Genomic DNA, 20563 nt, shown 5'->3' with positions numbered 1-20563 from the left:
CGTCCGTCGCGAAACGCAGGCGGGGCAGAACTCGCCCTGCTGGATTATCTCTGCATTATGCCTGGGTAACCGGCCTCATTTCGCCAGCCGGTTCCGGTAGGGTCAAGCGAAAGCAGGCTCCTACCGCCCGATCCTGGACCGTGATCGCGCCGCCATGGAGCAGGGCGATTTCGCGAACAAGATGCAGCCCGAGGCCGGCGCCCCGGTCGCGATGCGCAAGACGAGCGAAGGGCTCGAAAATCCGCTCACGCTCGACGGGAGCGATACCGGGCCCCTCATCGATCACATCGACGGTCCGCCCCTTTCCGACGGCGATGGTGATCGTTCCAGACCGGCCGCCATGCTGGATGGCATTCTGCACGAGATTGGCCAGCGCCCGTTCGAGGCCAGGGGCATCACCGATGGCGCAGACAGACTCGGCTTCGGTCTCGAAGGCGAGCGCACAGCCGGCGGCGATCGCGAGGGGGGCGAGATCGATCGCCACTCTCCGGCCTATCGCAACGAGGTCCAGCGAAACGAAGACGCCGCGGCCACCTTCCAGACGCTGCAGATCGAGCAATTGCTCGGCCATGACGGCAAGCCGCGCATTGTCCTCAAGCAACCTGCTGCGCTGATCCGTATCCGGCAGCGTTTCGAGCCGTGTCTGCAGGATCGCGATCGGCGTCCGCAGCTCATGCGCAGCATCGGCGAGGAAGCGCCTGCGCCTGGAGTGCCCGTCGTCGAGCCGCTGCAAGGCGCGGTTGACCGCGTTCACCAGCGGGGTCACCTCGGCCGGTACCGTCGCGATCGGCAGGCGCGTCCCCTGGCGCTCGATGTCGATGCGCTCCGCTTCGGCTGCGACGGCATCGAGCCCGGCGAAGGCGCGGCCGACGACGAGGGGTGTCGCGATGAACGTCGCCAGCGCCATGATGAGGAGCGCGGGCAGCACGAAGCTTGCGAATACGACGAGGACGCCCTGGACCAGCCAGCTCAACGACGCCTCTCCGCCGGGGCCGGTCAGAACCTGGATCTCGCCGGCCGGACTCGTGATCCAGCGCATCAGCGCCGTCGGGCGTGGCGGATCACCGAGATTCCAGCCCATGCGTGCGTTGCCGACCTCGTCAAGCGCAGCGCCGATCCGCGCGAAGCTCGATGGCGGCGCCCCCTCGACGAGCTGCCGCCCCTGACGGTCGCGAACGATGAACCAATGATCCGGCACCGTCCTGCGCAGCTCGGTCATGGCAGGCGTCGGGCCGATCGTGAGATCGCCGGCGGCGTCGCGCATGACGGCGCCCTTCAGCGCATCGACCGTCACGTCCTCGGACTCGAAATTAAGGAGATGGCCGCCGCCATAGAGCGCAGCGATGACTCCCACGACCAGAAACGAGAGCACGGCCGCCTGAAGCGTGAGAAGCCGCCGGACCAGCCGCCATTTCAGCGAATGCACGCGTCGCGCGCGCGGCCTCATCGCGCTGGTTTCAGCAGGTAGCCGATGCCCCGGACGCCATGGATTTCAAGCTGCGCGCCGGCATCCCTGAGCTTCCGTCGCAGCCGCGAGATATGCATGTCGAGCGCGTTCGACTGGATTTCGTCATCGAAGCCATAGACCGCATCTTCAAGAGTGGCGCGTTGGACGACGCGCCCTTGTCGCCGCAGCAGGCCCTCCAGCGCCAGCAGCTCCCGACGCGCCAGGCCGAGTGGCTGCCCGCCGACGCTGGCGCTTCGGTTCTGCCAGTCGAACGTGAAGAGGCCGATGCGCAGGAAATCCGGCGCCAGCTCGATCGACCGACGCAGAACCGCGCGCAACCGCGCCAGGAGCTCGTCGATCGCGAAGGGTTTCGGCAGATAGTCGTCCGCGCCGGCATCAAGCCCCTCGATGCGATCGTCCGTTTCGCCGAGCGCGGTCAGAACGATGACCGGAACAGCCGTTTTTCGGGCGCGAATATACGGGAGCAGGCGGAGCCCATCACCATCGGACAGGTTGCGGTCGAGCAGCACCGCGCTGTGAACGCCCGCGAGGATCGCCTCCTCGCCCTCCGCCAAGGTGGCGACGTGATCGACGAGCATGCCGCGCTGCCCGAGGGCGGTCCGCAGCGCCGCAACCAGTTCCGGCTCGTCCTCGACAAGGAGAATGCGCATGGCGCGACGCTCAGCGGCCGCGTACCGACGACGGGACCGGCCTTCGACGCAAAGACCCCCAACGAAGAAGTCCGGCGGAGCTTTCAGCTGCCCGGGCCTGCAGTCCGGCCCAGGTCCTGGCGATGCGCTTCAATGATGCGAGCGCGGGCTCGGACGCCGTTCGAAGCGGCAGAGAATGAGAAGGCGGAAGCATTGCGGTCTTCCTGCACCGGTCCGTGTTCCGCCAATGCAGTACATCCTCCTTGCCGCAACATTGCGCGTAGGCGAACCGAACGAAGCATGGTCAAAGGTCATTTCGCATCGCGACAGACAAGCGCGGCCCGTGCAGGTTCAGGCCACCAACCTACGTGCCTCTGGAGCGCAGGACGGCGACGAACTTGATCGCGCTGGCCGAGAGAGGCCGGTCCTTCAGCCATGTCATGCCGATGCTGCGCTCGATCGTCGGCGCGACCAGCGGCACCACCGCCAGTTCATCGGCATTGAACATGGCGAAGGTCATCGTCGGCAGCGCGGTTATGCCAAGCCCGGCCGCGGCCAGCGCCGCGGCGCAGGAAATCTGGTCGACCTCGTAAGTCGGCGCGATCGGCAGATTGGCGTGGATGAAACCGGCATCGGTCAGGCGCCGGACGGAAGATGACGTGGACATGGCGATGAACTTGAAGTTCGCCAGTTCGCTCCAGCCGACACTGTCGCGCCCGGACAAGGAATGCCGGCGCGATACGACCAGCTTGAGCCGATCGCTGGCGATCTCCTCGAAGATGAAGGAGCCCTGCCCGGCAGGCCTCCCGGCGATGACGAGATCGACGCTGCCGTCTTCCAGCATCGTCGTCGCCCGGTCCTGCAAGGCATCGCGCACGGAAACCTCGATGCCCGGATAACGTTCGCGAAAGGCGCGCAGCACCGGCGGCAGGAGAGTGCAGACGGCCGATGGCAATGCCGCGATGGACAAGCGGCCACGAACGCCGTCGCCTCGGTGCGCGATCGCCTCGAAGGTGCCGGCCAGGCTGCGCATAGCCTCCCGCGCGCTCGCCACGACATGCTGGCCTTCATAGGTCAGGGCCAACTGCCGCGTCGCCCGGTCGACCAGCTTGCAGCCCAGCTCACCCTCGACGCGCCTCAAGGTTTCGCTGACAGAGGGCTGCGATACGCCGAGCTTCTCCGCGGCGGTGGTAAGGCTCAAGGTATCGCCGATGGCGACGAGGATTTCGAACTGGCGCAGAGTGAGATTCATGATGGGAGCCAAAGCCAAGGACGGCAAACTTCATAGGCTAAGCCTATACATAAATTAACAGCCATTATTTGACATTTTGATCAGCGGACGTTTGCTGCCTTCCACCGTGCACTGAGCGCGGGTGGGACGGAAAAGCGATCGTGGCACAACAGGTTTGGATCGGCGCCGCGGCCGGTTTCGCAGGTGATCGCGCCGATGCTTCGGCCCCCCTGATCGAAGCGCTCGCGCGTCACGACGGGCCGCGCTTCCTGATCTTCGAGACGCTGGCGGAGCGCACGCTTGCACTCGCACAGCTCGACCGCCTGGCGGATCCGGCGCGTGGCGAGGTGCCTGCCCTGAAACGCCTGCTTTGGCCGGCGCTGGCGCCCTGCGCAGCGGCGGACATCAAGATCATTGGCAATTTCGGCGGGGCCAATCCCTTCGGAGCAGCCGCCAGGATCAAGGCCTGGGCTGCCGAGCTCGGCTGTGCCGATCTCAAGATCGCGGTCGTCACAGGCGACGATCTGCGCGATACCTTCACGGCGGCCGACTTCGCCCGTCTGGAATCGGACGGCACGCTGCTGAGCGGCGAGCCTGCGATCATCTCGGCCAATGCCTATCTGGGCGCGGATGCGATTGCCGAGGCATTGGCAGAGGGAGCCGATATCGTGGTGACCGGACGCGTCGCCGATCCCGCCCTCGTCCTCGGCCCGCTCAAATATTGCTTCGGCTGGGCGGATGACGATTGGGACAGGTTGGCGGCCGGCATTCTCGCAGGCCATCTCCTCGAATGCGGATCGCAGGTGACGGGTGGCTATTTTGCCGATCCCGGCGTCAAGGACGTGCCGGGGATGGATGTGCTGGGCTATCCGATCGCCGAGGTCGATCCCGACGGCACTTTCACCATCACCAAGCCGGCCGGGACAGGCGGACTGGTCGACCGCCGGACGGTCACTGAACAGATCCTCTACGAGATTCACGATCCGGCCGCCTACCTGACACCTGATGCGATCCTCGATCTCACGCAGGTCGAGCTAACGGAGATTGGGCCTGATCGCATCCGGGTGGCCGGCGCGCGCGGGCGGGCCCGGCCCGAAGCGTTGAAGGCGACGGTGTGCTTCGACGGCGGGTTGCTGGCCGAGGCCGAGATTTCCTATGCCGGCCCGAACGCGAGGTCCCGCGCTGCGCTCGCCATCGAAACGGTGACGAAGCGCCTGGCCTTCCTTCATCCATCCCTGCATGTCCGCGCCGATCTGATCGGGGTCGTCAGTGTCTTCGGCGATACGGCCGGCTCGCTGCTAAGTGCCGAGATGCCGAGTGTCAGCGACGGGGATCTGCGCGTCCGGTTCGCGGCCGAGACCACCGATCGTGCTGCAGCGGAATGCCTGCTCGACGAGGTCGAAGCCTTGTATTGCACCGGCCCCGCCGGTGGCGGCGGCGTTCGCAGGCGCCTGACCCCGCGGCTGCGCAGTGCGTCCTGCTTGGTCGACCGCAAGCATGTCACCCCGCAGATCTCGCTTCTGGACACGGAATGAACCGCGCAGTTTCCCTTTACGAGCTCGCCCATGCCCGCTCCGGTGACAAGGGCAACCGGCTCAACATCGCGGTCATTTGCCGCGAGCCGCGGTTCTTCGAGCCACTGCGCGAGCGGCTGACTGAAGATTTCGTCGCGCGCGTCTTCCGCGAGCGCAAGCCCACCGCCGTCAGGCGCTACGAGCTCCCGAAGCTCCACGCCTTCAATTTCGTCCTAGACGACGTGCTGGACGGCGGCGTCAACGGCAGCCTCGGGCTCGATGGCCACGGCAAGACGCTCTCCTTCCTGCTGCTCGCGGCCGAGATCGAGATGCCGGCCGCGTTGCTGGCGCCGGCCGAAGAGCCGTCTCCCGAACTCATGAGCGGAGGCACGCGATGAGCGCCGAACCCGTCGTCGACTATCTGCAGCGCCGCCATGATGACGTGATGGCCCGCCTCGATGCCTTCCTCAGGCTGCCGAGCGTCAGCACCGATCCCGCCTATGCACAGGGCATGGCCGATACCCGCACCTTCCTGCTCGACTGGCTGAAAGGCATCGGTCTGACCCACGTCCAGCTTCTCGATGGTGGCGGGCAGCCTGCCGTCTACGGCGCCTGGGTCGGTGCGCCGGGCGCGCCAACCATCATCGTCTACGGCCATTACGACGTGCAGCCGCCGGACCCGCTGGCGTTCTGGCAATCACCGCCCTTCGAGCCGACGATCCGCGATGGGCGCCTCTATGCGCGGGGGGCCTCGGACGTGAAGGGCTCGACCACGATCGCGATCGAGACGGTGGCGGCCTTCCTCGTGGTCGAAGGCCGCTGCCCGGTCAATATCAAGCTGTTCATCGAGGGCGAGGAAGAGACCGGCAGCCCGAGCCTGCACGAGATCGTGCGCCGCTACGGCGACCTGCTCAAAGCCGATGCGATGATCTCGGCCGATGGCGGCCGGGCGAGCCCGACCGTGCCCACGATCAATGTCGGCGCGCGCGGCCTGACCAAGCTCGAACTCGTCGTCCGGACCGCCGACAAGGAGCTGCATTCCGGCCGCTACGGCGGCTCGGTCCGCAATGCCCTGCACGAACTCGCGGCCATCGTCGCCTCTCTCCACGACGCGGACGGCGCCATCGCCGTGCCTGCCCTGATGGATGCCGTACGCCCGCTCTCCGAGCGCGACCGGCGCGATACGGCGGCCTTGCCCTTCGACGAGGCTGCCTTCGTCGCCGATGTCGGAGGTATCGCGGCCGGCGAGCCCGGCTACAGCATCCGCGAGCGTTTGGCGCTGCGCCCCGCGATCGACGTGAACGGCCTATGGGGCGGCTACACCGGCACCGGCTCCAAGACCGTCATCCCCGACGAAGCGCGCGCCAAGATCACGATCCGCCTCGCGCCGGGGCAGGATCCGGACCAGGCGAGCAAGGCGGTGAAGGAGCACATCCTCGCGGCGGCACGGCCAGGCGTTAAGGTCGGCTTCGAGGCGATCGGCGGCGGTTCGCCTGCGTCCACGCTGGCGGCGGATCATCCGCTGGTCCAGGCGGCGACGGCCGTGCTGCGCCAGACCTCTGGGCAAGAGCCCGTGCATGTCCGGCTCGGCGCGACGGTGCCGATCACCGCGATCTTCAAGGAGACGATGGGCCTGGACACGCTGATGTTCGGTTTCAACCTGCCGGACGAGGATGTCCACGCGCCCAACGAGTTCTTCCATGTTCCTTCGGTCGCGCTCGGGCTCCGGGCCTGGCCGATGCTGCTGCAGGAACTGGCGCAATACGCGCCCTCGGCGTTCCATCAGCAAGCCGGTTGAGGAGCGCGTCGCCATGGCCGGAATGATCGTCGCCGCCTGAAGCCGTCGAGGCCGGAGCCCTGGTTCTTCGCCGGGGCGGCAATGCCATCGACGCCGCGATCGCCGGCGCCTTCGTGCAGAGCGTGGTCGATCCGCAGATGACCGGCATCGCCGGCTACGGCTCGATGCAGATCTACATGCCCCGGCGCGGCGTGCATGAGGTGCTGGAATTCCATGCGCGCCGACATGTGGGCCGACAAGGTTCTGGGCGAAGCGCCGGACGGCTTCTCCTTCATCGTCGAGGGGCAGATCAATGAGATCGGCTATCAGTCGATCGGTTCGCTCGGAAATCTCAGGGCTATACGACGGCCCTGTCCGACTACGGCACGATGGACCTCGCCGACATCGATGCGCCGGTCATCGCCTATGCCCGCGACGGCTTCATGATCCGCCCCTATATGCATTACCCCATGGCGCTCGACCCATCGGCCATGGGCCGGGTGCCGAATGAGAAGCTGCTGCGCTTCAGTGCGACCGGGCGCGACGTCTATTTCCGCGCTGACTGCAACATGAAGCGACCGGGCGACATCGTCGCCAATCCAGACCTCGCCCGCACGCTCGAACTCATCGCCGTGGCCGCGCCGCGCCTCAGCGTGACCGGCAATGCGATAGACGTTTCCAACCGCATCCCGCGCTACGTGACCGCCGAGCTGAAGCGCGAGGGCTATCGGGTTGCCCGCTCCTATCAAGGCTTCGCCTTCGCGGCCCTGCACGCTGCGCTGAATCAAGATGCGCGCCTGTCGGCGGGGGCGAGCCGCGCGACAGCATGTGGCTACGCGGGGGAAGCCGCGGATCGGCAATTGCCACCGGGATCGCAGGCCGCAACCGGCATGACCTATTGGCTCGGCACCGACGAGCAGGGGCGCGACATGCTCTCAGCCATCCTTTACGGGCTTCGCATCTCGCTCCTGGTCGGCTTCAGCTCCGCCGTCGCCGCCGCAGCCATCGGCACGACGCTCGGCCTGGTCGCAGCCTATGCCGGTGGGCGCACGGACAGCGCGATCATGCGGCTGGTCGACCTGCAGCTGTCGTTCCCCGCCATCCTCGTCGCGCAGATGATCCTCGCCTTTCTCGGCAAGGGCGTCGGCAACGTCATCCTCGCGCTGGTGATCTGTGCGGAACGTGCTCGATCCCCGCAATGCGGATTGATACGGCGATATATCAGGGCTGGGGAGCAAGCGGAGCGTAAGGTCAAACCCGATCCGGGCCGCGCGCCATTTCAGCGCTCCTTCAGCGTCCCGGGGATTGACGGGCGCGAAGATCCAGGGCCCGAAAAGGCGACGCCGATGGACGTCGCGTCGCGCCATTTGACGACGGCAGCACGGCTGGTCCCCACGGTATCGGACGTGATCAGCACCGAGCCCGAGATCTGCGCATCGGCCGGAATGCGCACCATGGCTCCCCCGGCCGAAATATCCCTGATGATGCAGTTGTACGGGACGCCGGATTCCGTGACGAGCCTGGCCATTTCGACCATGCGTTCGCGCACGAATTTTCTTTGTTTGGAGGACATGTCGCGGAGATATCACGGCGGCGCTGACATGGCATAAAGCCGATGGCTTGGAATTTAGATATCCCCATCCATCGGCATGGCTCAACTATGAGGCGTGTCGGGCCGGAAGACAGCGCCCTTGCGCGGTGTCGCCGTGGGCCGCTCGATCGACAGCGTCATTTCCGGCGCCTCATGCCCCATGTGCAGATCAACGAGGCTGGAATCCAGCGCCCTGTCGGCAGCGGTCCGGCGGTAGTTGAAACGCAGGTAGTCGTTCCAGGTCGGCGTGCGGAACGTCTCGGTCCAGATCGCCGTATCGTGCAGATTGCGCGTCAGAATCCATCGCCTTGCGCCGTTGCGCCCCTGCGCGCGCCGGCGCTGCAGCATCAGGGCGAGGAAGGACTCGACCTGATCGGCGGCGATCCGATACTCGATTTTCACCGCGATCGGCCCGCTTCTCGGCTTCAGGTCCAGGCTGATCGCGGGCGCCTCGAAGTGATCCGGCGTCGAGACATCGGCATCCTTGCGCTGATGGATGGGCAGGATCAAACCGAGAATCGCAACACCGAGGGACGCCACGGTCGACGCCTGCAAGGCGAAACTCAGGGAATAGCTCTCGGTAACCATGCCCCAGAGCCAACTCCCGACGGCAAGACCGCATGAGGTGAGAGCGTAGTAGAGCGAGATCGTACGGCCGACGACCCAGCGGGGGCTCGCCCATTGCACGCTGATGCTGAGGCCCGACCACCCCAGGACCCACCCGGCTCCGCCCAGCATCAGAGCGGGCACGGCGAAGACGGCGGTTTGCGTCAGCGAAAGGCTGATCGTGCAGATCGCACAGGCGATGCAAGCCAGTTTCAACAATTGCTCGTCCGACAATTTCCGCCTGAGCACCGTCGAGGTCAGGCCTGCCAGCAACGCGCCGGCGCCGAAGCCGGCCATGAGAACACCATAAGCGACGGCTCCCTGTTTCAGCTGGTCGCGGACGACCAGCGGAAGAAGGGCGAGGATCGCGATGCCCGCCAGGCCGAAGAGGAAGCCGCGTGCGAGCGCCGTCTTGATCTCCGCCGACAGAGACGTGAAGCGAAGGCCGTCGGAGATCGCCGTCAGCATCGCTTCGGGCGGCAGCCGCGACACCGGCACTTTCCATTTGGACCGCCAGACCACGATCAGCGGCGCGAAATGGCCGAGGGTGTACAGGCAGAAGGCCGTCAGAGGGCCGAAACTCGCGAGAATGATGCCGCCGAGCGCCGGCCCCACGCTGCGCACGGTGTTGAACCCGACGGATGTCAGCGTCACCGCCGCAGCCAAGTCCTTCCGCTCGACGATATCGCCCACCGATGCCTGCCAGGCCGGGTCGTTGAAGGCGATGCAGCATCCCGCCAGGAAGCTGAAGAACAGGATTATCCAGGGATTGATCAGCCCGACCGCAACGAGGATCGTCAGCGTGGCCGCCGTCAGGGCCATCAGCGAGCGTGCGACGAGCATCACCCTGCGGCGATTGAAATTGTCGACGATGGCTCCCGCGAAAATCGACAGGATGAAGGCTGGCAGGTTCGTCGCCGCTTGAACCAGCGCGACCATCACGCTGGAGGGCGTGATCGTCGCCATCAGCCAGCTCATGGCGATGGTCTGGATCAGCCATCCCAATCCGGAGATCAGCCCGGCGAGCCAGATCGCCCGGAAGGTGACGTTCCTGAGCGGCGCAAACGGCCCCGTGCCTGCCGCAGGCTTTCGCACATCCATAACCGGCTTATGTCCGACGTCTGTTCATGGGGCGCCGGCATTGATTCCGAGCGTGACACCGCAACTTACGTCACGATTCCCGTTTGGAAAGCGCCGGCAGCGGGTGTCGGGCCATGTCCAGGAAGCGGAGCGTCCTGAACATGGCAGGGCTCCGGATTTGACGATTTGCCGCCGACGCCCCCATCTCGCTCGTCGGTCCGGCGCGCAATGGGCGTGCTCGCGTGCCGCGCCCGACTGCGTCAGCCCCTCGGATCAATCCGCCGAGGAGGGTTACGATCGCGCACCGGCACGGGAATGGGCTGCGGCGCGACGGGCGGCGCGAGGAGAGCGCCGAGACGCAGGAACAGGCGCACGATCAGATCCATGTTTCCCTCAACTCCGGGCAATGACGACATGTTGTGTCGCCCCAGGAATGCACCCGAAACCCCTTCAAATGCCTTAGGCACCGGAGCCGAACTGCTCCCAGCGTTAAGGCTCTGCTGACGAGATCGTGGAAATGCGGCTCAATTCTGTCCGCGCGCGCTCAACTTTCGTGATGCCCGCGCCGGATACGCCTGACCGCCAGCCAGACACCGGCCAGCGCCACCGGCACGAACAGGGCCGTCGTGATGCCGATATCCGGCATCGGCCAGCCCGCCTCCTTGGCGCCCTTGGCGAGATAGCCGAACAGGCTGACGACGTAATAGGCAATGGCCGCGACCGACAGCCCCTCGACCGTATGCTGCAGACGCAATTGCAGCCGCGTGCGCTCGTTCATCGCAGCGAGCAGATCGCGGTTCTGCTGCTCCAGCGCGACATCGACGCGGGTGCGCAGCAGGTTGGAGGCACGCCCCAGATTGCGCGAGAGATCGGCCAGCCGCCCGACCAGCATCTGGCAGGTCCGCATCGCCGGCGCCATCCGCCGCGACAGGAAGGCGGAGATCGTCGGCCAGCCCTCGTGCTGCTGCTCGCCGATTGCAGCCAGTCGTTGCTGCACGATGTCGTTATAGGCGCGGCTGGCACCGAAGCGGTAGCCAGCGACGGTCGCCTCTGCCTGCAGCTTGGCCGCGAGCGCCGTCATCTCGTCGAGCAGAGCATTGTCGGCGGCGAGCCCATCGGTCCGCGTCATCGTGCTAGCGATGCGCACCAGCGCCTCCTCCGTCGATCGAACGAAGGGGCCGATACGATGGGCCTCGGGCAAGCCGAGCAAGGCCAACGTCCGATAGGTCTCGATCTCCAGCAGACGTTGCGCGAGCGCGCCTGCCTGTGCCGGCGTCAGCGAACGATCCCGCACCAGGATGCGCACGAAACCATCGGCACAAGCGCGGAAATCCGTCGCCGCCATCGCCGCACCACCATCGACCGAGACAACCGCCAGGCTGGAGGCATCGAAAAGCCGGTCGAAAGCCTCGGTCGGCCGCTCGACGACCAGATGCAGATCGACCGCTACGAGATGCGGCCCCGGCTGCGGCAATTCCAGCATCGGCTGCGGCAGCATCGTCGGCGGCGGCTCGAAAGGCTGGCCGCCATTCGCCGGCAGCTCCCAGCTATAGGTGGTGAACTCGCTATGCTGCTCCCAGCGTAAACCGGTGTCGTTGAGTCGGGCACGATGATGCTTCGCTCCCTCGGGCGGCCCCGCGACGCCGCGCTCGGCACAGAAGCGCGCCAGTGCCGCGCGGTCCGCGGCAGCCTGCTCGGCATCGGTCAGGAAGGCGAAATGCAGGACGCGGCTCGGCGTCGCCATCGGCGCGAAAGGGCGGGCATGCACCTCGCCCAGGATCATGCCGCGGTCGGGATGCGCGATCAGCCGCGAAGGCGCAGGCTGTGGCACCTGAATCTCATTCGCATTGCGCGCGTCTTCCATCGCAGCCCCCGCTCCGGACGAAGCAGATTGCCTGAGGTCACCTCATGCGCCAACACGCTCCAGCGTCGCAGGGCCGGGCGCTGCTGCCATGACCTGTCGCCCCAAGTCGCGATGCTGACAGCCATCAAGCTCCGGTCGAAGTTCCATGCCCCTTCCAAACCGCGTGAGACCCGATGGCTCGCTTTTCGCCGATCCTGCGCGCGGCACCTTCTACGGCAATCGCGGCGGCCGCTTCCACGATCCCACCGCGCATGAGGTCCCCACCCGCATCCAGGCGACGCGGCAATGGCTCTGCTGTGTCCTCTCGTTCAAGGGGCGCAAGCGCAAGGTCTGGGGCCGCGGCTATACCGAATTGTTCTTCTGCGACGAGGTGACGGCGCTCGCTGCCGGGCACCGCCCCTGCATGGAGTGTCGCCGGCAGGACGCGCTCGCCTATCGCGCGGCGCTGGTCCGGGGCCTCGGCCTCCCGGAAACACCGCTCTTTCCCGAGATCGACCGCATCCTCGATGCCGACCGCCGGGACGGCCACAGGAAGCGCACCCATGGAATGCCGGCGGAGCGATTGCCCGATGGCGCGATGCTGCTCACCGATGACGGCGCAAATTTCCTGGCGCTGCGCGGAACTTCAGCCCTGCTCTGGTCGGCCTGTGGCTACATCGCTCGACGCGAGCGCCCGACAGGTATGGTCACGGTGCTCACGCCGCCTGCCACGCTCGCGGCCCTGGATCATGGCTACAACCCGCAATGGCACCCGAGCGCCGGGGCTTTCAGTGCAGCCTGACGCCTCGACAGCAGGAACTTTCCCCTTCGGAAAAGCGTTGCCGCAGCATCATCGATCCAACGAGGGGCTGCACATGCGTTCCATCATCCTGTGGCTTGTAGGCGTTCCGATTCCGATCATCATCCTGTTGTGGTTCTTCATGAAGTAGCGTTCGGCTGCGTCGCGTGAAGAAGGCCGGGCCCAGCGCCCGGCCTTCTCGTTTGCGCAGTGCTTCCCGCCATGAACTGACAGGCGATCATGCTTTCCCGGCATGACCCCGCCATCGCAACGCAGCTTCGGCTGCCCTATATGCCGCCCATGCCAGACACGACTTCGCCGATCATCTCGGTCTCCGGTCTCTCGAAGACCTACGCCACCGGCTTCAGCGCGCTGAAGTCAATTAACCTCGCCATCAGGCGCGGCGAGATCTTTGCGCTGCTCGGCCCAAACGGTGCCGGCAAGACGACGTTGATCAGCATCGTCTGCGGCCTGGTCAAGCCAAGCACCGGCACGGTCACGGCCGACGGCCATGACATCCTCAGAGATTATCGCGCAGCCCGCTCGGCCATCGGCCTCGTGCCGCAGGAGCTGACGACCGACGCCTTCGAGACGGTGTGGTCGACGGTGAATTTCAGCCGCGGCCTTTTCGGCAAGCCGAAGAATCCGGCCCTGATCGAGCGTATCCTCAAAGACCTCTCGCTCTGGGACAAGAAGGACACCCAGATCCGCCGCCTCTCCGGCGGCATGAAGCGGCGCGTGATGATCGCCAAGGCGCTCTCGCACGAGCCACGCATCCTCTTCCTCGACGAGCCCACCGCCGGTGTCGATGTCGAACTCCGCCAGGACATGTGGCAGATGGTGCGGCGCCTGCGCGACGAGGGCGTCACCATCATCCTGACCACCCACTATATCGATGAAGCCGAAGAGATGGCCGACCGCGTCGGCGTCATCTCCAAGGGCGAGATCATCCTGGTCGAAGAGAAGGCCGAGCTGATGCGCAAGCTCGGCAAGAAGCAGCTTTCGCTCCAGCTCCAGCAGCCGATCGCCGCGATCCCCGAGCCCCTGGCGAGCTTCGACCTCAAGCTCTCGGCCGCGGGCGACGAGATCGTCTACACCTATGACACGCAGGCCGAGCGCACCGGCATCACCACCTTGCTGCAGGGCCTGGCCGAAGCCGGCATCCGCTTTAGGGACCTCAGTACCAGCCAGAGCTCGCTTGAGGACATCTTCGTGAGCCTCGTCAGGGAGCGCCGCTGATGACCGGTCTCAACCTTCACGCCATCGCTGCGATCTACCGCTTCGAGATGAACCGCACCTGGCGGACCCCGCTCCAGAGCATCGTCTCGCCCGTACTTTCGACCTCGCTCTATTTCATCGTCTTCGGCGGCGCGATCGGCTCGCGCATGCAATCGGTCGAGGGCGTGCCCTATGGCGCCTTCATCGTGCCCGGCCTGATCATGCTCTCGCTGCTGACACAGAGCATCGCCAACGCCTCCTTCGCGATCTATTTCCCGAAATTCACCGGCACGATCTACGAACTGCTCTCCGCGCCCGTCGCCTGGTGGGAGGCGGTGATCGCCTATGTCGGCGCCGCGGCATCGAAATCGATCCTGCTCGGACTGATCATCCTGGCGACGGCCGCGTTCTTCGTGCCACTTCGGATCGAGCATCCCGTGATGATGCTGCTCTTCCTCGTGCTGACGGCGACGACCTTCAGCCTGTTCGGTTTCATCATCGGCATCTGGGCCGACGGCTTCGAGAAATTGCAGGTCATCCCGCTCTTGATCGTCACGCCGCTCGCCTTCCTCGGCGGCTCCTTCTACTCGATCTCGATGTTGCCGCCATTCTGGCAGACGGTGACGCTGTTCAATCCCGTGGTCTACCTGATCAGCGGCTTCCGCTGGAGCTTCTACGGGCTGGCCGATGTCAGCCTGGGGGTGAGCCTCGGCATGACCCTGATCTTCCTCGCCGCCTGCATCGCGGTCGTCGGCTGGATCTTCAAGACGGGCTATCGGCTGAAGAACTGACGCGGATCGTCGTTGACTTCCGCCCCCCTTCCGTCTTCATGCGCGCCATGACCGATCTTTCGACCCTTGAAGCGTCCGCGGCCTCCGCCGCGCCGCATGCGCGCCGGCGCACCTTCGCCATCATCTCGCACCCGGACGCGGGCAAGACGACGCTGACCGAGAAGCTGCTCTATTTCGGCGGCGCCATTCAGCTCGCAGGCGAAGTGCGCGCCAAGCAGGGCCGCCGCCAGACCTCCTCGGACTGGATGAAGATCGAGCGCCAGCGCGGCATCTCGGTCGTCACCTCGGTGATGACCTTCGAGTACGGCGGTCACGTCTTCAACCTGCTGGATACGCCGGGCCACGAGGACTTCTCGGAAGACACCTACCGCACGCTGACCGCCGTCGACGCCGCCGTCATGGTGATCGACGCGGCCAAGGGCATCGAGGACCGCACCAAGAAGCTGTTCGAGGTCTGCCGCCTGCGCGACATCCCGATCGTCACCTTCATCAACAAGGTCGACCGCGAGACGCGCGATCCCTTCGACCTGATCAACGAGATCGAGACGACGCTGGCGCTCGACGTCGCGCCGATGACCTGGCCGGTCGGCCGCGGCCGCGAATTCGTCGGCACCTACGATCTCAAGGCCAATACCTTCCGCCGCAACCAGAAGGGCGACGAGCGCGCCGAGGACCGTCAAGTGTCCGGCTGGGACGATCCGCTCTTCGACGAACTGCTGCCGCATGGCGCCGCCGAGACCTGGCGCGAGGAGGTCTTCCTGGCTGCCGAGGGCCTGAAGCCCTTCGACCTCCAGGCCTTCCGCGAGGGCCATCTGACGCCGCTCTATTTCGGCGCGGCCTTGCGCGACTACGGCGTGCGCGACCTGATCGATGCGCTCGGCGCCTATGCCCCGAGCCCGCGCGCGCAAGCGTCCGACAAGCGCCCGATCGAGGCGGATGAGCCGAAGATGACCGGCTTCGTCTTCAAGATCCAGGCGAATATGGATCCGAACCACCGCGACCGCATCGCCTTCATGCGCATCTGCTCGGGCAAGCTGAACCGCGGTATGAAGGCGAAGCTCGTCCGCACCGGCAAGCCGATGCCGCTCAACGCGCCGCAGTTCTTCTTCGCCCGCGACCGCTCGATCGCTGAGGAAGCCTTCGCCGGCGACATCGTCGGCCTGCCCAACCACGGCACCTTGCGCATCGGCGACACGCTGACCGAGGGCGAGGATATCGTCTTCAAGGGCGTGCCGAGCTTCGCCCCGGAAATCCTGCGCCGCGTCAAATTGAAGGACGCGATGAAGGCCAAGAAGCTGCGCGAGGCCCTGCAGCAGATGGCCGAGGAAGGCGTCGTCCAGCTCTTCCTGCCGCATGACGGCGCGCCCGCCATCGTCGGCGTCGTCGGCGCACTCCAGCTCGACGTGCTCAAGGAACGGATGGATGCGGAATATTCGCTCCCCGTCGATTTCGAGCCCTGCCAGTTCTCGATCGCGCGCTGGGTCTCCTCGGACGACAAGGCGGCTCTCGCCAAATTCGTCGGCCTCAAGCCCTCGGCCATGGCCGATGACTTGGACGGCGACCCGGTCTTCATGGCCTCCAGTCAGTTCACGCTGAAATACGATGCCGAGCGCGCACCCGACATCACCTTCTCGGACGTGAAGGACTATCAGAAGGTCACGAAGGCCTGATCGGTAGCCGTGACCTGGAAGCCACAGCAGGCGACAGCCGCTCCTGTGGTTGATCCGCATCAATTCGCGTTACGCGAAACAGGCGCTGATGGAGATATGAGCCGCTGGCGCCGATCGGCAGCACGGCTCTCCACTCCAGGGGCTGTTGCTATGACGTTTCGCTCGATCCGCCTTTCCCTCGCCGCCGCGCTGCTCGGTGCCACCGCTCTCACCGGCGCACAGGCCGCCGACCTGCCCTCCGCCAAACTGGCCCCGATCGCGCCCGTCCTGACGCAGTGGAGCCCGTGGATGATCCGCGGCCGCGCGCTGTTCGTCGTCCCGCAGGAAAAGGCCAGCCTGAACATCGGCGGCGCGCCCATCGTCGGCGGCAAGGTCGACATCTCCAACTCGGTCGTGCCCGAGCTCGACATCACCTATTTCTTCACGAAGAACATCGCAGCCGAGCTCATCCTCGGCGTCACCCCGCATAACGTGAAGGGCGCGGGCAGCCTGGCCGGCGCGCGCATCGGCTCGGCCTGGCTGCTGCCGCCGACCCTGATGCTGCAGTACCACTTCACCGATCTGGGCGCCTTCAAGCCCTATATCGGCGCGGGCGTGAACTACACGGTCTTCTTCAACGAGAAGGCCAAGGGCGGCTTCACCGCTTTCGACCTGAAGGACTCTTTCGGCTTCGCTCTCCAGGCCGGCTTCGATTACATGATCGACCAGCACTGGGGCTTCAATTTCGACGTCAAGAAGCTGTTCCTGGAACCGAAGGTGAAGGTGAACAACGGCCTCATCAGCGGCAAGGTCAAGATCGACCCCTGGTTGATCGGCGCAGGCGTGACCTACCGCTTCTGACGATCAGACCCGCTGGAAACCCAAAAGGGAGCGGCCTGCCGCTCCCTTTTCATGAGATTGCATGTCAACCCTCGGCGAACCCCAGCGGGATCGCCGAGGTCGATTTCAGTTCTTCCATCGCGAACATCGAGGTCACATCGCTGAGATCGATGCGCGAGATCAGCTTCTTGTAGAGCGCGTCATAGGCCGCGATGTCGGCGACATAGGCCTTGAGCAGATAGTCGATCTCGCCGCTCATCCGGTAGAAATCGACGATCTCGGGCAGATCGTGCACCGCCTGATGGAAGCGCTCCAGCCATTCCATCGAATGGCGCGCCGTCTTGACCGCGATGAAGACGGTGACGCCGGCCTTGAGCTTGTCGCGGTCGAGCAGCGCCACGCGGCGCTTGATATAGCCGCCCTCCTCCAGCTTCTGCACCCGCCGCCAGCAAGGCGAGGACGACAGGCCCACAGCCTCGGCGAGTTCGGCGAGCGGCAGGCTCGCATCCTCCTGCAACCGCGCCAGGATACGCAGGTCGAAAGCATCGAGCTTGGCCATGACACCTCGACAATCCAGAATCAACTACCTTCCATAAGAAGGAAGCAGAGAATAATTTCCACATATCATCCCATATCGAGCAATTGATTCCAATTGGGGATGAAAATTCTCCAACTCTGCAAACCGCTGCCCGCGTTCGGCGCATATCATTTCTCCAGTGATCCAGAGGGGAATGGCATGCAGGGTTTTCTGAGCGAAGAGCGGCGCGGGGCCGTGTTGCGCAATCTGCGGACCGATGCGGGCACGCTGACGCGCGACTACCTGAGCGCCGCCCGCGAGGTGCTGCGGGAGCTCGTCGCCATGCCCGACCTGATCCAGCGTCTGCCGCTGGAGCGCAAGGCCGGCTGCTATAGCCGCAACCTGCTCGCGGGCAACGAGGCCGTCAGCGTCTGGGCGATCGTCTGGGGCGAGGGCTCGGCGACCTCGATCCACGACCACCACTGTTCCTGCTGCTTCGGCGTCGTCTCCGGTACGGTGACCGAGACCTGGTATCGCGCCATCGACGCCAATCGCGCCGTGCAGACCGAGGAACTGGAGCGCAAGCCCGGCTATGTCGCCTGCATGCTGCCCTCGGGTCCGAATATCCACCGGATGCGCAATTTCGGGCCGGGTGAAGCGATCTCGATCCATATCTACGGCTTCGATCACGAGGTCCACGCCTCCTCGATCGAGACCGAATACACCGCCGTCAGCGGCTGAGTTCATTCAGCCGGGCATCTTATCCCCGGCCTCGTCACTGCGGTCATGATGCCCTCCTTCTCGGGAGGGCATTTTCATGTCGATGCGCGCCATCGGAACCTGGATCGGTCTTGGCCCGTCCGCCGAGCCGGCTCTGGCAGTCACTCGCGAACGCCTGCTGCGCCTCGCACCCTCGGCAAATCCTGTGATCGTCGCCGGTATTGCCGAGCGCTTCGATGCGCTGGCCGGCGAGCACGCAATCACGACGCGCTTGCGCATCTGCCATTTCCTCGCGCAGGCCGCCCATGAGACCGACGGTTTCCGCACGCTCGAGGAATATGGCGGCCCGACCTATTTCATCCGCTACGAAGGCCGGCGCGATCTCGGCAACACGCAGGCTGGCGACGGCCTCCGTTACCACGGCCGCGGCATCTTCCAACTGACCGGCCGGACGAATTACCGCCGCTTCGGCCAATTGCTCGGCATCGACATCGAGGCCGAACCCGAGCGCGCCAAGGAACCGGCGACCTCGCTGCGGGTCGCCTTCGCTTACTGGAGCGAGCGCACCATCAACGCCGCTGCCGATGCCGACGAGGTCGAGCGTGTGACCAGGCTGATCAATGGCGGCCGCAACGGGCTGGCCGAGCGGGCGCGCTATCTGGCAAAGGCGAAGCAGATCTGGCTGTAGTGCACGTCGAACGGCGCGATCGAAAAACGTTCCATGAAGGACGGGAATGCCCGCGGGAAGAAGGCGCATAGCGCAGGCAGGCGCAGCGTCTTGCTAGGCCTCGCGGCACTCCCCATCATCGAATCATGACGTCACTGCCCCAGACCTCGACCGTTCACCGCCCACCGCTCTGGGCAGCTTTGGCCATCGCGATCCTGCCAGTCGTGGCTGCATCGGTCGCCGGCAGCGCCGTCACCGTCCCACAAATTCCGGCTTGGTATGCGGGGCTCGTCAAACCGCCCTTCAACCCGCCGAACTGGATTTTCGCGCCGGTCTGGACCACGCTCTTCGCGCTCATGGCGCTCGGCGCTTTCCGCATCCTGCGCCTGCCGGTCGGCACGCCCGGCCGTCGCCGCGCGCTGCTGGTCTACCACCTGCAGCTTCTCTTCAATATCGGCTGGTCCTTCGCCTTCTTCGGCGCCAACAGCCCCGTGGCCGGCCTCGCGGTCATCCTGCCGCTGATCGTGCTGATCGTCGCGACGATCGCGGCCTTCAGGCCGCTCGACTGGCTGGCCTCGAACCTGCTCTGGCCTTATCTCGCCTGGGTCGCCTTCGCGACGCTGCTCAACGCCTCGATCTGGTGGCTGAACCGCTAGCCAATCGAGCGCTCGATCACCCTCATCACGGTCGCGCGCAGGTCTGCGATGGTGAAGGGCTTGGCCATCACCTCTGCGACGATCGATTCCAGACTCTTAGCGCGCTCGCGCTGCTCGGCATATCCGGTCATCAGCATGATCGTCAGGTCCGGGAACTGCTGCTTGGCGGCGAGCGCCAGCGCGATCCCATCCATCAGGGGCATGCGGATATCGGTCAGCAGCAGGTCGAAGCGGCCCCGCTCGGCTTCGAGGATATCGAGCGCCTCGGCCCCGTCGGAGGCCATAAGGCAGCTATGTCCGTCAAGAGCGAGGCCGCGCGCGACCAGCAGGCGCAGCGGCTCCTCGTCATCGACGACCAGAATACGCGACATGGATGCTCCTCAGATGCCGGGTAGCCCGGCCTGATCATCTGTCTCGACCACCCCGACATAGGGCAGTTGCCGATAGGAATGGGCCACATCCATGCCGTAGCCGACCACGAAATAGTCGGGGCATTCGAAGCCGACATAGTCCGCCTGGATGTTGACCGCACGCTTGTGAGGCTTCTCCAGCAGCACGGCGGTGGAGACCTTCCCGGCGCCCCGCGCCGCCAGCAGATCCTTGGCGAAGGCCAGCGTCCGGCCGGATTCGAGGATGTCGTCGACCAGGAGTACGTCGCGGCCGCGCACCTCGCTCTGGACGTCGCGCAGGATCTCGACCTGGCCCGAGGACACGGTTCCCGAGAGATAGCTCGACAGATGGATGAACTCGACCTGTGGCGAGAGACCAACACGGTGCATCGCCCGGATCAGGTCGGCGGCGAACATGAAGGAGCCCTTCAGGACCGCGACGACGAGCAGGTCCTTCGGATTACTGGCCGCGATGGCCTCGGCCATCTCCTCGTTGCGCCGCGCAATCGCCGCTTCGTCGTAGAGAACCCTGATGCGCCGTTCCGGCATGATGACTCCGTTTCGATACTCGGCCGCAA

The 20563-nt window shown here is 65.4% G+C and carries 21 protein-coding genes and 2 pseudogenes; 13 read left to right on the top strand and 10 right to left on the bottom strand.

Going from position 1 to position 20563, the window contains the following annotated elements:
• Positions 1-55: 55 nt before the first annotated feature.
• The 3 genes from Q0Q36_RS15360 to Q0Q36_RS15350 form a co-directional block, all read right to left on the bottom strand.
• Entirely contained in the window at positions 56-1447 is a 1392-nt protein-coding gene (locus Q0Q36_RS15360; protein WP_293799094.1) for a HAMP domain-containing sensor histidine kinase, read from the bottom strand.
• Entirely contained in the window at positions 1444-2118 is a 675-nt protein-coding gene (locus Q0Q36_RS15355; RefSeq protein ID WP_293799092.1) for a response regulator transcription factor, read from the bottom strand. Before Q0Q36_RS15355 ends, Q0Q36_RS15360 begins: the two co-directional genes overlap by 4 nt.
• Positions 2119-2461: 343 nt before the next feature.
• A complete protein-coding gene (locus Q0Q36_RS15350) occupies positions 2462-3349 on the bottom strand; it encodes a LysR substrate-binding domain-containing protein (RefSeq protein WP_293799091.1) in 888 nt (295 codons plus the stop codon).
• 140 nt (positions 3350-3489) lie between these two features.
• Between Q0Q36_RS15350 and Q0Q36_RS15345 the strand changes: the two genes are divergently transcribed.
• The 5 genes and pseudogenes from Q0Q36_RS15345 to Q0Q36_RS15325 form a co-directional block, all read left to right on the top strand.
• Entirely contained in the window at positions 3490-4863 is a 1374-nt protein-coding gene (locus Q0Q36_RS15345; protein ID WP_293799090.1) for an acyclic terpene utilization AtuA family protein, read from the top strand.
• Positions 4860-5240 carry a hypothetical protein gene (locus tag Q0Q36_RS15340; RefSeq protein WP_293799089.1) on the top strand — a complete coding sequence of 127 codons (381 nt, stop codon included), beginning with the start codon at positions 4860-4862 and terminating at the stop codon, positions 5238-5240. The genes Q0Q36_RS15345 and Q0Q36_RS15340 overlap by 4 nt, the downstream gene beginning before the upstream one ends.
• Positions 5237-6640, top strand: coding sequence for a dipeptidase (locus tag Q0Q36_RS15335; protein ID WP_293799088.1), 1404 nt, complete (start codon positions 5237-5239; stop codon positions 6638-6640). The genes Q0Q36_RS15340 and Q0Q36_RS15335 overlap by 4 nt, the downstream gene beginning before the upstream one ends.
• 59 nt (positions 6641-6699) lie before the next feature.
• A pseudogene (locus tag Q0Q36_RS15330) lies at positions 6700-7242 on the top strand (gamma-glutamyltransferase); the annotation flags it as partial.
• Between the two features lie 228 nt (positions 7243-7470).
• Positions 7471-7791 (top strand): annotated as a pseudogene (locus tag Q0Q36_RS15325) (ABC transporter permease); the annotation flags it as partial.
• A gap of 107 nt (positions 7792-7898) precedes the next feature.
• Here Q0Q36_RS15325 and Q0Q36_RS25125 read toward each other — a convergent pair.
• The 4 genes from Q0Q36_RS25125 to Q0Q36_RS15310 all read right to left on the bottom strand — a co-directional run bounded on the left by Q0Q36_RS25125 (position 7899) and on the right by Q0Q36_RS15310 (position 11727).
• Positions 7899-8147, bottom strand: coding sequence for a PilZ domain-containing protein (locus tag Q0Q36_RS25125; RefSeq protein ID WP_367187178.1), 249 nt, complete (start codon positions 8145-8147; stop codon positions 7899-7901).
• Between the two features lie 126 nt (positions 8148-8273).
• Positions 8274-9917 carry an MFS transporter gene (locus Q0Q36_RS15320; protein ID WP_293799086.1) on the bottom strand — a complete coding sequence of 548 codons (1644 nt, stop codon included), beginning with the start codon at positions 9915-9917 and terminating at the stop codon, positions 8274-8276.
• 239 nt (positions 9918-10156) lie between these two features.
• A complete protein-coding gene (locus Q0Q36_RS15315; protein ID WP_265056278.1) occupies positions 10157-10282 on the bottom strand; it encodes a hypothetical protein in 126 nt (41 codons plus the stop codon).
• Positions 10283-10440: 158 nt separating this feature from the next.
• On the bottom strand, positions 10441-11727 hold the full coding sequence (locus Q0Q36_RS15310; RefSeq protein WP_293799085.1) for a DUF3422 family protein: 1287 nt from the start codon (positions 11725-11727) through the stop codon (positions 10441-10443).
• Between the two features lie 178 nt (positions 11728-11905).
• Between Q0Q36_RS15310 and Q0Q36_RS15305 the strand changes: the two genes are divergently transcribed.
• From Q0Q36_RS15305 to Q0Q36_RS15285, 5 genes are all read left to right on the top strand, one after another.
• Entirely contained in the window at positions 11906-12541 is a 636-nt protein-coding gene (locus tag Q0Q36_RS15305; protein ID WP_293799084.1) for a hypothetical protein, read from the top strand.
• 297 nt (positions 12542-12838) lie between these two features.
• Entirely contained in the window at positions 12839-13777 is a 939-nt protein-coding gene (locus Q0Q36_RS15300; RefSeq protein ID WP_293799137.1) for an ABC transporter ATP-binding protein, read from the top strand.
• The gene (locus tag Q0Q36_RS15295; protein ID WP_293799082.1) at positions 13777-14547 is read left to right on the top strand and encodes an ABC transporter permease; all 771 of its coding nucleotides are present in this window, start codon (positions 13777-13779) and stop codon (positions 14545-14547) included. The genes Q0Q36_RS15300 and Q0Q36_RS15295 overlap by 1 nt, the downstream gene beginning before the upstream one ends.
• 47 nt (positions 14548-14594) lie before the next feature.
• Positions 14595-16217: a peptide chain release factor 3 gene (locus tag Q0Q36_RS15290; protein ID WP_293799081.1), complete on the top strand. Its 1623-nt coding sequence runs from the start codon at positions 14595-14597 to the stop codon at positions 16215-16217.
• A 150-nt stretch (positions 16218-16367) separates the two neighbouring features.
• Positions 16368-17057, top strand: coding sequence for an OmpW family protein (locus tag Q0Q36_RS15285; RefSeq protein WP_293799080.1), 690 nt, complete (start codon positions 16368-16370; stop codon positions 17055-17057).
• A gap of 64 nt (positions 17058-17121) precedes the next feature.
• On the opposite strand, the gene Q0Q36_RS15280 is transcribed toward Q0Q36_RS15285, so the two are convergent.
• Positions 17122-17595 carry an Lrp/AsnC family transcriptional regulator gene (locus Q0Q36_RS15280; RefSeq protein WP_293799079.1) on the bottom strand — a complete coding sequence of 158 codons (474 nt, stop codon included), beginning with the start codon at positions 17593-17595 and terminating at the stop codon, positions 17122-17124.
• A 177-nt stretch (positions 17596-17772) separates the two neighbouring features.
• Here Q0Q36_RS15280 and Q0Q36_RS15275 point away from each other — a divergent pair, with 177 nt between their 5' ends.
• The 3 genes from Q0Q36_RS15275 to Q0Q36_RS15265 all read left to right on the top strand — a co-directional run bounded on the left by Q0Q36_RS15275 (position 17773) and on the right by Q0Q36_RS15265 (position 19596).
• Complete coding sequence (locus Q0Q36_RS15275) at positions 17773-18294, top strand: cysteine dioxygenase family protein (protein ID WP_293799077.1); 522 nt, start codon at positions 17773-17775, stop codon at positions 18292-18294.
• Positions 18295-18370: 76 nt separating this feature from the next.
• Positions 18371-18961 carry a glycoside hydrolase family 19 protein gene (locus Q0Q36_RS15270; RefSeq protein ID WP_293799076.1) on the top strand — a complete coding sequence of 197 codons (591 nt, stop codon included), beginning with the start codon at positions 18371-18373 and terminating at the stop codon, positions 18959-18961.
• A 125-nt stretch (positions 18962-19086) separates the two neighbouring features.
• Positions 19087-19596, top strand: a complete 510-nt coding sequence (locus Q0Q36_RS15265) for a TspO/MBR family protein (protein WP_293799074.1) — start codon at positions 19087-19089, stop codon at positions 19594-19596.
• On the opposite strand, the gene Q0Q36_RS15260 is transcribed toward Q0Q36_RS15265, so the two are convergent.
• Both Q0Q36_RS15260 and hpt read right to left on the bottom strand, forming a co-directional pair.
• A complete protein-coding gene (locus Q0Q36_RS15260; RefSeq protein WP_293799073.1) occupies positions 19593-19967 on the bottom strand; it encodes a response regulator in 375 nt (124 codons plus the stop codon). The genes Q0Q36_RS15265 and Q0Q36_RS15260 overlap by 4 nt on opposite strands.
• A 9-nt stretch (positions 19968-19976) precedes the next feature.
• Positions 19977-20534, bottom strand: coding sequence for a hypoxanthine phosphoribosyltransferase (hpt, locus tag Q0Q36_RS15255; RefSeq protein WP_293799072.1), 558 nt, complete (start codon positions 20532-20534; stop codon positions 19977-19979).
• Between the last annotated feature and the right edge of the window lie 29 nt (positions 20535-20563).

Source organism: uncultured Allobosea sp. (genome assembly GCF_945957345.1).
GTDB lineage: Bacteria > Pseudomonadota > Alphaproteobacteria > Rhizobiales > Beijerinckiaceae > Allobosea.
This window is presented reverse-complemented; position numbering and strand designations above follow the sequence as displayed.